Origin of the sequence: Nocardioides exalbidus, assembly GCF_900105585.1 — a bacterium.
In the GTDB taxonomy this organism is placed as follows: Bacteria; Actinomycetota; Actinomycetes; order Propionibacteriales; family Nocardioidaceae; genus Nocardioides; species Nocardioides exalbidus.
The window spans coordinates 1,289,881-1,302,699 of record NZ_FNRT01000002.1 but is presented as its reverse complement, the minus strand read 5'-3'; the positions used below and the strand labels follow the sequence as shown (position 1 = coordinate 1,302,699).

The window sequence follows — 12,819 nt, the reverse complement described above, 5'->3', positions numbered from 1 at the left end:
ATCCACTCATCCCTTCACGGCGCCGGCGGTCAGTCCGCCGACGATGTAGCGCTGGAGGTACATGAACAGGGCGACGGTCGGAATGGAGAGGACCATCGAGCCGGCCGCGAACACTCCGAAGTTGGCGTTCTTGGTCAGCGGGTCGGCCACGAGGCCGTAGAGGCCGACGGCAGCGGTCTTGGAGCTGTCGTCGGTGAGGAAGATGCTGGCGATCAGGAACTCGTTGATCGCGCCGATGAAGCCGAGCAGGCCGGTGATCGCCAAAATCGGCGCGACCAGCGGGAGGATGATCCCGAAGAAGACCTGCACGTGGGTGGCGCCGTCGACCTTGGCGGACTCGTCGAGGTCCTTCGGGATGGTGTCGAAGAAGCCCTTCATCAACCAGGTGTTCACGCCGAGCGCGCCGCCGAGGTAGAGGATCAGCAGGCCCCACCGGGTGTTGAGGCCGACGGCCGGCCACAGCTCCGTGATGTTGGCGAACATCAGGTAGATCGCCACGATCGCCAGGAACTGCGGGAACATCTGGATCAGCAGCAGGCCCAGCAGGCCGGTGCGCCGCCCCATGAAGCGGAAGCGCGAGAAGGCGAACGCCGCGCAGGCCGAGATGAACATCGAGGCGCCCGCCGACAGCGAGGCGATGATGATGCTGTTGAGGAACCAGCGCGGGAACGAGCCGCCCAGCGCCTCCCGGTAGTTCGTGAAGCTGACGCTCGTGGGGAGCAGCTCGGACGTGCTGAGCGTGCCGACCGGGTTGAGCGAGGCCGAGAGCACGAACAGGATCGGGAAGATCGAGAACAGCAGGGCCAGCACGCCGACGAGGTGGCTCCAGCCGACGCGGCGGAACCAGTTCCCCTTGGCGGTGCCGAGCCGGACGACCTCGTCGTCGGACGTGACAGGTGCTGCGGTGGTGGTGGCCATCAGTTGATCTCCTCGAGGGCCTGGGTGCGGCGGAAGCCGATGATCGAGACGACCGCGACGATCAGGAAGATGAAGACCGAGATCGCGGCGGCGAAGCCGTAGTCGGCGCCGGAACCGCCGAAGGCGAGCCGGTAGGTGTAGGTGATCAGCAGGTCGGTGCCGCCGGCGCTCGGGTTGTCAGGGGGGAACGGCCCACCCTGGCTGGTGAGGAAGATCGCCGGGAAGTTGTTGAAGTTGAAGGCGAACGACGTGATCAGCAGCGGCGCGAGCGCCACCAGCAGCAGCGGGAACGTGATCGTGCGGAAGGCGTAGAACGGCTTCGCGCCGTCGACCCCGGCGGCCTCGACCAGGTCGGTGGAGATCGACTGCAGGGCCCCGGTGATGACCAGGAACATGTAGTTGTAGCCCAGCCACAGCTGGATCAGGAAGATCGCGAACATCGAGCTCGCGGTCGTGCCGAACCAGTTGATGTCGGTGCCGAGCAGCCGGTTCATCAGGCCGAAGTCGGTGTTGAACATCTCGCGCCAGACGAGGTACATCGCGACCGACGGCATCGTGTAGGGGAGGATGATCAGCGAGCGGTAGAGCGTGCGGCCCTTCAGCAGCGGGTTGTTGAGCGCCACCGCGACGAGCAGGCCCAGCGCGAAGCAGATCACCACGGTGCCGATCGCGAAGGCGAAGTTCCACACCACGATCCGCAGGAACGACGAGCGGATGGTCTCGTTGGTCAGGACCCGGGTGAAGTTGTCGAAGCCGACGCCGACCTTCCACCCCTGCGCCAGCGCCCGGCCCCCGTCGTCGGAGGTGAACGTCCCGCTGGAGTCGTCGGCGGTCCAGGTGTTGCCGGTCGTCGCGTCCGTGATGCAGTCGCACCCCTTGTCGTACGACTGCTGCGGCGCCCCCTCGAACGCGGCCGAGAGGCCCTGGCTCTTGATCGCCCCCGCGTCGGTCGGGACGCTGAAGGCCTGGATGTCGTCCTGGCGGGCGTTGACCTGGGGGACGGTGAGCACGGTGTAGCCGTCGGCCTCGGTGATCTTGCCGCCGACGGTCGGTGCCTCGAAGGTGCCCGAGTCGAGCGGCTCGAGGCCGTCGGCGGTGCCGACGAAGCTCTCCTGGGTCGACGGGTCGGCGAGCAGGAAGACGATGTCGCCGGTCGCCGGGTCGCCGTCGGTGGCGAGGGTCAGCGTGTAGATCGTGGAGTCGGGGACCTGCTTGACCGAGGCGCCCTCGATCGCGGTGATCGCCTGCTCCTTGCTGCCACGGTGGCCGTCGCCGAAGTTCGTGAAGGCGGTGGAGACGGTGTAGACGACCGGCACGATCTGGAAGGCGATCAGGAAGAGGGTGCCGGGCAGGAGGTACTTCAGGGGGACCGGGCGCGGGGAGAGGTAGACGTAGAACGCGAGCGCGGTGACGAGGACGACGACCGCCAGCCCCAGCCAGTTGTCGGTGCGGAGCAACGGCATGGCCGAGAAGACGGCGATGGCCGCGACGAGCGCCAGGCCGGCGATCTTGACCAGCAGCATCAGCGGGGTGCTGGTGCCGTCGGCGCCGAGCCCGAAGCGCGGCCGGCTGGCCTCGGGGGGCGGTGCGGAGCTGTGTGCCACGTGGCTCTCCTCTGCGGAGTCGGTGCGGGGACACGTCCCCCTGGGTCCCGGGCCGGCCGGTGGCGGTCGGCCCGGGACTCGTGCGGGGTGGTGCTACTTGATCGCGGCCTCGATCGTCTTCGCCGCCGCCTTGATGGTGCTGTCGGGGTCGGCGCCGCCGATGACGGCGGCCTCGGCCTTGCCCAGCGGGTCCCAGACCGCCGCCATCTGCGGGATGCTCGGCATGATCTGGCCGTTGTCGGCGCCGGCCTTGGCCACGGCGGCCACGGCGGGGTTGTCACCCTCGATGGCGGCCAGCGTGTCGGTGTTGGCCGGCACGTTCTTGGTGGCCTCGAAGAGCGTCTGCCCGACGTCGGCGCGCGACCAGTAGTTGGTCACGAACTCCTGCGCGAGCGTCTTGTTGGCGCCGCCGCTGGCGACGTAGGCCGCGTCGACGGTGATGAACGGCGAGGCCGGGTCCATGCCCTCGAAGCCCGGCACCGCGGACACCTCGTAGTTGATGTCGCTGTCGTCGAGGGTGGTGAGCTGCCACGGGCCCTCGATGAGGAACGGCGTCTTGCCGGAGGTGAAGAGCGAGATCGCGTTGTCGGTGTTGATGGAGCGCTTGAGCACGCCCGAGCCCTTCTCGCCGAGCGCGCCGATCTTCTCGTACGCCGTCACCGCACCGGGCGTCGCGACGCCGAGGTCGGCCGGGTCGAAGCTGCCGTCGGAGCCCTGGCCGAACATGTAGCCGCCACCGGAGGTGTAGAGCGGGTTGATGAAGTAGGGGTTGCCCGTGTCGCTGACCGGCCAGGCCAGCGGCTCCTGGGCCTTGCCGTCCGAGACGGCCTTCTCGCCGGCGGCGACCATGTCCTCCACCGTCGCGGGTGCGTCGGGGACCATGTCGGTGTTCCGCATCAGCACGATGTTGTTCATCGTGTAGGGCATGCCGTAGGTCTGGCCGTCGAACGTGACGGCCTCGAGGGCCAGGGGCTGCAGCGTCGAGGCGGTGGCCTCGGGGATCTGGATCGGGTCGATGGTGCCGTTCTGCACCAGGTTGCCGATCCAGTCGTGCGCGCCCATCACGACGTCCGGCGGGTCGCCGGCCTGCGCGGCGGTGACGAACTGCGCCTGGAGCTTGTCGCCCGGGACGACCTCGACCTTGACGTCGACGCCGTTCTCCTCGCCGAAGGCCTTGCCGAGGTCGGTCGTGGCGTCGCCACCGGGACCGGTGCCGACCCAGATCAGGAGCTCGCCGCCGGCTGCCGGGGTGTCGCTGCTCCCGCCGCCACCGCCGCCCGAGCTGTCGTCGCTCGAGCCGCCGCAGGCGGTCAGGGCGAGGCCGGTCGCGAGCAGGCCCGCCGCGATCCGGAAGGTGTGCTTCCTACGTGCCATGAGGACTCCTCTAGTGCGGATGTGGAGCAGGGGCCGCGATGCCACGAGACACGGTCGACGACTCGGTGGCCGACCGGACAGCCCCTTGATAAAACGATTTAGCGGGAGTAAACCTTGTGATGTACGCCACGTCAAGAGTCCTCGCCCTAGGCTCTGCCCGGCGGTGCGCGAGGTCAAGGCACAGCCGTGCAACGAAGTCGGAAAGGAACCACATGGCGTCGTCGGCCCGGCGGCGCGTGCTGCTGCGCGACGTCGCGGAGCACGCCGGCGTCTCGTCCGCCACTGCCTCGCTCGTGCTGGGCGGGCGCGACGTGCGTGTCTCCGAGGACACCCGGCAACGCATCCTGCGCGCGGCCCGCGAGCTCGACTACCGCCCGAACCTGATGGCGCGGAGCCTGCGCACGCAGGTGAGCAGCACCATCGGGCTGGTGGCCGACACGATCATCACCGGCCATTACGGGGGCGACATCATCCGTGGCGCGCTGACGGCCTCGCTCGAGCACGGGCACCGGCTGCTCATCTGCGAGTCCGAGGGCGACCCGAAGCTCGAGCCGGTCCTCGTCGACGACCTCGTCGCCCGCCAGGTCGACGGGATCCTCTTCACCACCGCGTCCCACGACGTCGTCGAGCTGCCTGCGGCGCTCGCCGACCAGCGCGTCGTGCTGGTGAACTGCGAGGCCGGGCCCGGCGTCCCGAGCGTGGTGCCCGACGAGGTGGAGGGCGGACGTGCGGCCGCCCGGCTGCTCACCGACGCCGGCCACCGCGAGGGCATCGTGCTCGTCGGCGAGACGCTCACCCGCAAGCTGCCGGCCCAGCGCCGGCTCGAGGGGCTGCTCGCCGGGCTCGCCGCGGCCGGCACCGGCTTCGCCGACCGGATCGACTGCGCCTGGTGGCCCGAGGCCGGCTTCGACGCCCTCACCGAGGCGCTCGCCTCCGGGCTCCGGCCGAGGGCCCTCGTCTGCCTCAACGACCGCATCGCGCTCGGCGCCTACCAGGCCCTCGCCGCCGCCGGTCTCAGCGTCCCGGGCGACGTCTCGGTGGTGTCCTTCGACGACTCCGAGCTCGCCAGCTGGCTGCGACCCACGCTCTCCACGATCGCCCTCCCGGAGTTCGACATGGGCCGGACCGCCGTCGACCTCCTCCTCGGCGACGACCCGCCCGCGGGCGTCGTACTGGTCCCGATGCCGGTGCGCGAGCGCGCCTCCGTCGCCCCGCCGTCGTCCCGCTGAGCGGTGCGTGAGGCAGGTTCTGCGGGATCAGAAGATGTCTCACTCACCGCTCCGGTGAGCGGGACGAGGAGGAGGGCGCCCAGGGAGGTCAGCCGAGGGTGGAGCGCCGGGCGACCAGCTCGGGGGTGAAGACGACCTGCTCGTGGCGGTGGTCGGGGTTGTCGGCCTCGTCGAGGACGAGCTCGGTGGCGCGGCGGCCGAGCTCCTGGCGGGGCTGGCGCACGGAGGTGAGGGGTACGGCGGCGGCGCTGGCGTACTCGATGTCGTCGTAGCCGACGATCGCGAGGTCACCGGGGACCGTGGAGCCGGCGGTGCTGAGCTGCTGGAGCAGGCCGAGGGCGAGCAGGTCGTTGGCGCAGAAGGCGGCGGTCGGGCGGCGCTTGCGGCCGATGCCCATCACGCGTTCGCCGGCGGAGCGGCCCTCCACGACGGTGAGGCCCTCGGTCGGCACGACGACGAGCTGGTCGTCGGGCAGTCCCGACTCGGCCCACGCCTGGCGGGCCCCCTCGAGGCGGTCGCGCACCTGGCCGATCGTGGCGGGGCCGCCGATGAAGGCGACGCGGGTGTGGCCCTGCTCGAGGAGGTGCTCGACGGCCAGCCGGCCGCCGAGGACGTCGTCGACGGCGACCGAGCAGAACTCGTCGTCGTCGCGGGTGCGGTCGACGATGACGAGCGGCGTGCCGTTGCGGCGTACGTCGCCGAGGACGCTCGCGTGCGGGTCGACCGGGGTGACGAGGATGCCCTGCACGCGCTGCTCGACGAGGTGCGCGAGGTAGTCGCCCTCGCGGGAGGCGCGGTTGTCGGAGTGGCACAGGAAGAGCGAGAGGTCGGCGGCCTCGGCGGCCCGCTCCGCCCCCTCGGCCACGTCGGTGAAGAAGGGGTTGCGGGCGTCGAGCAGCACGTAGGCGAGCATCCGGCTGTGCCCGGCACGCAGCTGGCGAGCCGACTCGTTGCGCACGAAGCCGAGGTCGCGCATCGCCTGCTCGACCTTGCCGCGGGTGCCCGGGGACACCCGGTCGGGGCGGTTGAGGACGTTGCTGACCGTGCCGAGCGAGACGCCCGCGAGGGCAGCGACGTCCTTGACGGAGGAGGCACGCGCCACTCGCCGTACCTCCTCGTGCTCGGTGCGCTCCAACCCCCCGTTGAAACGATGTGGCTCGGAGCGTACGCCATGGCGGCCGCTCAGGTCACCAGTCGATAACGACGCAGAAAACACCCCGAAGTGACCCTTGACACGTGTGATCACCTTCACCTACGTTTCGTTGAAACCTTTCAAACCGAGGAGCTCCATGCCGACCAGCAACACCGCCGCACCGGTGCTCGTGCTGCGCGACGTCTCGAAGTCGTTCGGGCCCGTGGTCGCCCTGCGCGCGGGCAGCATCTCGGTCGAGGCGGGCTCCATCCACGCTCTCATCGGTGAGAACGGGGCCGGCAAGTCGACCCTCGTCAAGGTCGTCGCGGGCGTCCACCGCCGCGACTCCGGCACCTTCGAGCTCGGCGGCGAGGCGGTCGACTTCGGCTCGACCGCGGAGTCCAAGCAGGCCGGCGTCGCGGTGATCTACCAGGAGCCGACCCTCTTCCCGGACCTCTCGGTCACCGAGAACATCTTCATGGGCCGCCAGCCCGTCACGCGCGGGCGCCGGATCGACCGCCAGGCGATGTACACCGAGGCCGAGGCGCTGTTCGCCCGCCTGGGGGTGCGCATCGACCCCCGCCGTCCCGCCGAGGGCCTGTCCATCGCCGACCAGCAGATCATCGAGATCGCCAAGGCGATCTCGCTCGACGCACGCCTCCTCGTCATGGACGAGCCGACGGCGGCGCTCAGCGGGGTCGAGGTCGAGCGGCTCTTCGCCGTCGCTCGGAGCCTGCGCGACGAGGGCCGCGCGCTGGTCTTCATCTCGCACCGCTTCGACGAGGTCTTCGCGCTCTGCGACACCGTCACCGTGATGCGCGACGGCTCCTACGTCGACACCCGTCGCGTCGACGAGACCACGTCGTCGGACCTCGTCTCGCTCATGGTCGGCCGCGACGTCGACGACCTCTTCCCCAAGACGCCCGCGGAGATCGGCGAGCCGGTCCTGCAGGTCCGCGGCCTCACCCGCGCCGGCGTCTTCCACGACATCGACCTCGACGTCCGCGCCGGCGAGATCGTCGGACTGGCCGGGCTCGTCGGTGCCGGTCGCAGCGAGGTCGCCCGCGCCGTCTTCGGCGTCGACGCCTACGACTCCGGCTCGGTGACGATGCTGGGCAAGCCGGTCCGGGCCCGCGACCCGCGCTCCGCCATCAAGGCCGGCATGGCCTTCATCCCCGAGGACCGCCGCAAGCAGGGCCTGGTCATCGACTCCTCCGTCGCGGGCAACGTCGCCGCGGTGATCCGCCGCGGCATCGCCAGGGCCGGGCTGATCACCGGCTCGATGGAGAACAGGGCCGCCGGTCCGTGGGCCGGTCGCCTGGAGGTGAAGACCTCCGCGCTCGACATGAACGCCGCCACGATGAGCGGCGGCAACCAGCAGAAGGTCGTCATCGCCAAGTGGCTCGCGACCAACCCGAAGCTGCTGATCATCGACGAACCCACCCGCGGCATCGACGTCGGCACCAAGTCCGAGGTGCACCGCCTGCTCTCCGAGCTCGCCGGCCAGGGACTCGCGATCCTGATGATCTCGTCCGAGCTGCCCGAGGTGCTCGGCATGGCCGACCGCGTCCTCGTCCTCTGCGAGGGCCGGCTGACCGCCGAGCTCGACCGCGCGGACGCCACCCCCGAGGCCGTCATGCACGCGGCCACGCACCACCTGGAGGAAGCACGATGAGCCACACCGACGTCGAGCGTCCCGGAGTGGACGCCGAGGTCTCGTCCTCGGAGGCGCTGCTCGTCGAGCCGAGCCGCCTCTCGCCGACGCGACGGGCGCTGACGACGGTCCTGCGCTCGCGCGAGCTCTCGATCTTCCTGGTGCTGGTCGCGGTCGTCGTGCTCGCCACGACGAAGAACAACGGCTTCCTCTTCAGCTCCGACGGCTGGCGCAACTTCCTGCTCAACCCGTCGATCCTGCTGCTCCTGGCGGTCGGCCAGGCGGTCGTGATCATCACCCGCAACGTCGACCTGTCGGTCGGCTCGACGATGGCGCTGACGGCCTACCTCACCGGGCGCCTGTTCATCGAGCAGCCGAACCTGCCGATCGTCGTGGTGCTCGCCGCGTGCCTGCTGATGGGCGCCGTGCTCGGCCTCGTCAACGGCGCGCTCGTCGCCCACGGCAAGGTCCCCGCGCTGGTGATCACGCTCGGCACGCTCTACATCTACCGCGGCATCATGCTGACCTGGGCCGGCAGCGACCGGATCAACGCCGGCGACCTGCCGCGCGACTTCCTCGCCCTCGGCACCAAGACCGTCCTCACCATCCCGGTGCTGACGATCATCGCCGTGGTCGTGCTGGCCGCGGTGGGCTACTACCTCCACAACGCCCGCGGCGGCCGCGAGCTCTACGCGATCGGGTCCGACCCCGACGCGGCGGTGCTCTACGGCCTGCCCGTACGCCGCCGCCTGCTCGCCGCCTTCGTCCTCAGCGGCGCGCTGGCCGGCCTGGCGGGCGCGCTCTACACGGCCCGCTACGGCACGGTGAGCTCGAGCGTCGGCTCCGGCATCGAGCTGCAGGCCGTGGCCGCGGCCGTGATCGGCGGCATCGCGATCTTCGGCGGCAGCGGCACCGTCTGGGGCGCCGCCATCGGCGCCTTCCTCCTGATCACCATCAACCGGGCCCTGCCCAGCCTCGGCATCGAGGACTTCTGGCAGCGCGCCGTCGTCGGCGTCCTGATCCTCGGCGCGATCGTGCTCGACCGCGTCCTGGCCCGCCGACAAGCCCGCAAGCTCGCAGAATCGAGGGACCACGCATGAGCACCGCTGTGTCCAGCGCCCCGACCCGGACGTACGCCGCCTACTCGGCGCCGCTCTGGAAGCGCTGGCTGCTGACCCGCGAGACCGCCGTCATCGTGCTCACGGCCGCGGTGATCCTCTACTCGCTCGCCAACGTGCCGAACTTCGACGGCCCCCTGACGCTGAAGTTCCTGCTCCAGGACATCGCCCCGATCCTGCTGATCGCGCTGCCGATGACGCTGATCATCATCACCGGCGAGATCGACCTGTCGGTGGCCAGCATCATGGGACTGAGCAGCGTGCTGCTCGGCGTCCTCCACGACGCCGGCATGTCCATCCCGGCGGCAGCGCTCCTCGCGCTCCTGGCCGGACTGGTCTGCGGCGCGCTCAACGGATTCCTGATCGCCTACGTCGGGCTGCCCTCGCTCGCGGTCACGATCGGCACCCTCGCGCTGTTCCGCGGCATCGCGGTCGGCCTGCTGGGCACCACGGCCATCACCGACTTCCCGGACACGTGGTCGGACCTGGCCACGGGCACCATCGGCGAGTCCCGGATCCCGCTCGTGATGATCCCCTTCGCGGTCCTCGCCGTCGGCTTCGTCGTGCTGCTGCACTTCTCGACGTTCGGTCGCGGGGTGTACGAGATCGGGCTCAACGACGAGGCCGCGCACTTCACCGGCGTCGACGTGGCCCGCACCAAGATGGTGCTCTTCCTGCTCTCCGGCGTCGTCTCCGCCCTCGCCGGGATCTACTTCACGCTGCGCTACGGCTCGGCCCGCGGTGACAACGCGACCGGCTACGAGCTCCAGGTGATCGCCGCGGTGCTCCTCGGCGGCGTGTCGATCTTCGGAGGCCGGGGCCGGCTGCACGGCGTGCTCGCCGGCGTGGTCCTCATCGGCGTCATCGCCAGTGCGCTCCGCCTGGAGTCCGTGACGGTCAACGTCACCAACATCATCGTCGGCCTGCTCCTGGTGGCCTCGGTGATCCTCCCCAGCGTCCTTGGGTGGGCCGGCTCGCGGCTGCCCCGCAAGGCATCAGCGGCTCCTCCGGGACCGCGCCCCGACAAGGACGCGGCGACCGCCGACGTCTGAACATCCGAAAGGTAGACAGATGAAGATCCAGAAGCGGTCCACGGCCATCGCCGCGCTCCTGCTCACCGCGACCTTCTCGCTCGCCGCCTGTGGCAGCGACGACAACGGCGACGGCGGCTCCGCCGACGGCGGCAGCGGCGGCGGCGGCGACCTGAGCATCACGATGCTCCCGAAGAACCTCGGCAACGCCTACTTCGACACCAGCACCGACGGTGCGGAGAAGGCCGCCGACGAGATCGGCGCCGAGTTCGAGGAGGTCGGTCCCGACACCGCGAGCCCCGACGCCCAGGTGTCCTACATCAACACCGTCGCGCAGCAGGGCAAGAGCGCCCTCCTGCTCTCGGCCAACGACCCCGACGCCCTGTGCGACGCGATCGACGAGGCCCGCAGCGCCGACGTCAAGGTGATCACCTTCGACGCCGACACCAACCCCGACTGCCGCGACCTGTTCATCAACCAGGCCACCGCCGAGGGCATCGCCACCAAGCAGCTCGAGCTCGTCGCCGACCAGATCGGCGGCAAGGGCGAGATCGCGATCCTCTCCGCCTCGGCCAACGCGACCAACCAGAACGCGTGGATCGAGACCATGGAGCAGGAGCTCGCCGACAACCCCGACTACGCCGACATCGAGCTCGTCGACACGGTCTACGGCGACGACGACGACCAGAAGTCCTTCGACCAGACCGAGGCGCTGCTGCAGAACCACCCGAACCTCAAGGGCATCATCTCGCCCACCACGGTCGGCATCGCCGCCGCGGCGCGCTACCTCTCCGACAGCCAGTACAAGGGCAAGGTCGCGCTGACCGGCCTCGGCACCCCGAACCAGATGCGTGAGTACGTCGAGGACGGCACCGTCACCGCGTTCGCGCTGTGGAACCCGGGCGACCTGGGCTACCTGGCCACCTACGCCGCGCAGGCGCTGGTCGACGGTGACATCTCCGGCGAGGAGGGCGACTCCTTCGAGGCCGGCGACCTCGGCTCCTTCGAGGTCGGCGCCGACGGCGTCGTCCTGCTCGGCGAGCCCTACACGTTCGACGCGGACAACATCGGCGACTTCGACTTCTGATCGCCCCCGTCCCGGGGCCGTCGGCCCGTCCAGCCGCCGACGGCCCCGGGAGCACCACCCACCGAACAGGACCCTCGATGCACCGCGTCTGCTTCACCCTCCAGGTCAGGAAGGACCGGATGGAGGAGTACGCCGAGCGCCACGCAGCCGTGTGGCCGGACATGCTCCAGGCCCTCCACGACACCGGCTGGCACGACTACTCCCTCTTCCTGCGCGACGACGGCCTCCTCGTGGGCTACCTCGAGACGCCCGACCTGGCCGCCGCACAGGCAGGCATGGCCCGCACCGACGTGAACGCCCGCTGGCAGGCGGAGATGGCCGAGTTCTTCGAGGACCTCGACCTCCCGCCCGACCAGGGCTTCTGGCAGCTGACCGAGGTCTTCCACCTCGAGGACCAGCTCGCCGCCCTCAGCACCCCTCCACCCGCGGCAGCACCCGCCGCCCATCCCACAGACACAGCTCAGGACCAGTGATGACTTCCTTCTCCGACATCAGCGACCGGCTCGGCGACCTCGCGATCGAGGTCCCGTCCTGGGCCTACGGCAACTCCGGCACGCGCTTCAAGGTCTTCGGCTCCGCCGGCACCCCGCGCTCGGTGGAGGAGAAGATCTCCGACGCCGCGGCGGTCCACCGCTTCACGGGCCTCGCGCCGAGCGTTGCGCTCCACATCCCGTGGGACCAGGTCGACGACTTCGGTGCGCTGGCGACGTACGCCAAGGAGCAGGGCGTCGCGCTCGGGACGATCAACTCCAACACGTTCCAGGACGACGACTACAAGCTCGGCGCGCTCACCCACACGGACAGGCGGATCCGCCAGAAGGCGATCGACCACCACCTCGCGTGCATCGAGGTGATGAACCTGACCGGTTCGCGCGACCTCAAGATCTGGCTCGCCGAGGGCACCAACTACCCCGGCCAGGGCGACATCCGTGCCCGCCAGGACCGCCTCGCGGAGGGCCTGCGCACGATCTACGACCAGCTCTCCGACGACCAGCGGCTGGTGCTGGAGTACAAGTTCTTCGAGCCGGCGTTCTACCACACCGACGTCCCGGACTGGGGCACGTCGTACGCCCACGTGGCCGCCCTCGGCGACCGCGCGATGGTGTGCCTCGACACCGGCCACCACGCGCCCGGCACCAACATCGAGTTCATCGTCGCCCAGCTCCTGCGCCTGGGGAAGCTCGGCTCGTTCGACTTCAACAGCCGCTTCTACGCCGACGACGACCTCATCGTGGGCGCGGCCGACCCGTTCCAGCTGTTCCGGATCATGGTCGAGGTCATCCGCGGCGGCGGCTTCGGCCACCAGGCCGACGGCACGCCCAACGACGTCGCGCTGATGCTCGACCAGTGCCACAACATCGAGGCCAAGATCCCCGGCCAGATCCGCTCGGTGCTCAACGTGCAGGAGATGACCGCCCGCGCGCTGCTCCTCGACACCGAGGCGCTCGACGTGGCCCGCTCCGACGGCGACGTGCTGCGCGCCAACGAGATCTTCATGGACGCCTTCTACACCGACGTCCGCGCCGAGCTCGCCGCCTGGCGCGAGGAGCGCGGCCTGCCCGCCGACCCGATGCGCGCCTACCTGGCGTCGGGCTACCAGGAGCAGATCGAGGCCGACCGCGTCGGCGGCGCCCAGCTCAGCTGGACCTGATCCCCTCCCTCACCCACACCC

At 70.2% G+C, this 12,819-nt stretch carries 11 protein-coding genes; 7 read left to right on the top strand and 4 right to left on the bottom strand.

Features of this window, described 5'->3' with window-relative positions:
• Nucleotides 1-6 precede the first annotated feature (6 nt).
• The 3 genes from BLV76_RS06535 to BLV76_RS06525 form a co-directional block, all read right to left on the bottom strand.
• Nucleotides 7-918 (bottom strand): sugar ABC transporter permease, encoded by a 912-nt coding sequence (locus BLV76_RS06535; protein ID WP_090968405.1) that lies wholly within the window; start codon nucleotides 916-918, stop codon nucleotides 7-9.
• A complete protein-coding gene (locus BLV76_RS06530; RefSeq protein WP_217630282.1) occupies nucleotides 918-2,522 on the bottom strand; it encodes an ABC transporter permease subunit in 1,605 nt (534 codons plus the stop codon). Before BLV76_RS06530 ends, BLV76_RS06535 begins: the two co-directional genes overlap by 1 nt.
• 93 nt (nucleotides 2,523-2,615) lie before the next feature.
• Complete coding sequence (locus tag BLV76_RS06525) at nucleotides 2,616-3,896, bottom strand: sugar ABC transporter substrate-binding protein (RefSeq protein WP_090968404.1); 1,281 nt, start codon at nucleotides 3,894-3,896, stop codon at nucleotides 2,616-2,618.
• Nucleotides 3,897-4,108: 212 nt separating this feature from the next.
• Here BLV76_RS06525 and BLV76_RS06520 point away from each other — a divergent pair, with 212 nt between their 5' ends.
• On the top strand, nucleotides 4,109-5,125 hold the full coding sequence (locus BLV76_RS06520) for a LacI family DNA-binding transcriptional regulator (protein ID WP_090968403.1): 1,017 nt from the start codon (nucleotides 4,109-4,111) through the stop codon (nucleotides 5,123-5,125).
• Between the two features lie 88 nt (nucleotides 5,126-5,213).
• Here BLV76_RS06520 and BLV76_RS06515 read toward each other — a convergent pair whose 3' ends face one another.
• Complete coding sequence (locus BLV76_RS06515) at nucleotides 5,214-6,227, bottom strand: LacI family DNA-binding transcriptional regulator (protein WP_217630281.1); 1,014 nt, start codon at nucleotides 6,225-6,227, stop codon at nucleotides 5,214-5,216.
• A gap of 187 nt (nucleotides 6,228-6,414) precedes the next feature.
• Between BLV76_RS06515 and BLV76_RS06510 the strand changes: the two genes are divergently transcribed.
• The 6 genes from BLV76_RS06510 to rhaI all read left to right on the top strand — a co-directional run bounded on the left by BLV76_RS06510 (nucleotide 6,415) and on the right by rhaI (nucleotide 12,798).
• The gene (locus tag BLV76_RS06510) at nucleotides 6,415-7,932 is read left to right on the top strand and encodes a sugar ABC transporter ATP-binding protein (protein ID WP_090968401.1); all 1,518 of its coding nucleotides are present in this window, start codon (nucleotides 6,415-6,417) and stop codon (nucleotides 7,930-7,932) included.
• Complete coding sequence (locus tag BLV76_RS06505; RefSeq protein ID WP_090968400.1) at nucleotides 7,929-9,011, top strand: ABC transporter permease; 1,083 nt, start codon at nucleotides 7,929-7,931, stop codon at nucleotides 9,009-9,011. The genes BLV76_RS06510 and BLV76_RS06505 overlap by 4 nt, the downstream gene beginning before the upstream one ends.
• Nucleotides 9,008-10,081 (top strand): ABC transporter permease, encoded by a 1,074-nt coding sequence (locus tag BLV76_RS06500; protein ID WP_090968399.1) that lies wholly within the window; start codon nucleotides 9,008-9,010, stop codon nucleotides 10,079-10,081. The genes BLV76_RS06505 and BLV76_RS06500 overlap by 4 nt, the downstream gene beginning before the upstream one ends.
• A gap of 19 nt (nucleotides 10,082-10,100) precedes the next feature.
• Nucleotides 10,101-11,147: a rhamnose ABC transporter substrate-binding protein gene (gene rhaS, locus BLV76_RS06495; protein WP_090968398.1), complete on the top strand. Its 1,047-nt coding sequence runs from the start codon at nucleotides 10,101-10,103 to the stop codon at nucleotides 11,145-11,147.
• Nucleotides 11,148-11,224: 77 nt separating this feature from the next.
• Nucleotides 11,225-11,620 (top strand): L-rhamnose mutarotase, encoded by a 396-nt coding sequence (locus BLV76_RS06490; protein WP_090968397.1) that lies wholly within the window; start codon nucleotides 11,225-11,227, stop codon nucleotides 11,618-11,620.
• Entirely contained in the window at nucleotides 11,620-12,798 is a 1,179-nt protein-coding gene (gene rhaI / locus BLV76_RS06485; RefSeq protein ID WP_090968396.1) for an L-rhamnose isomerase, read from the top strand. The genes BLV76_RS06490 and rhaI overlap by 1 nt, the downstream gene beginning before the upstream one ends.
• Nucleotides 12,799-12,819 lie beyond the last annotated feature (21 nt).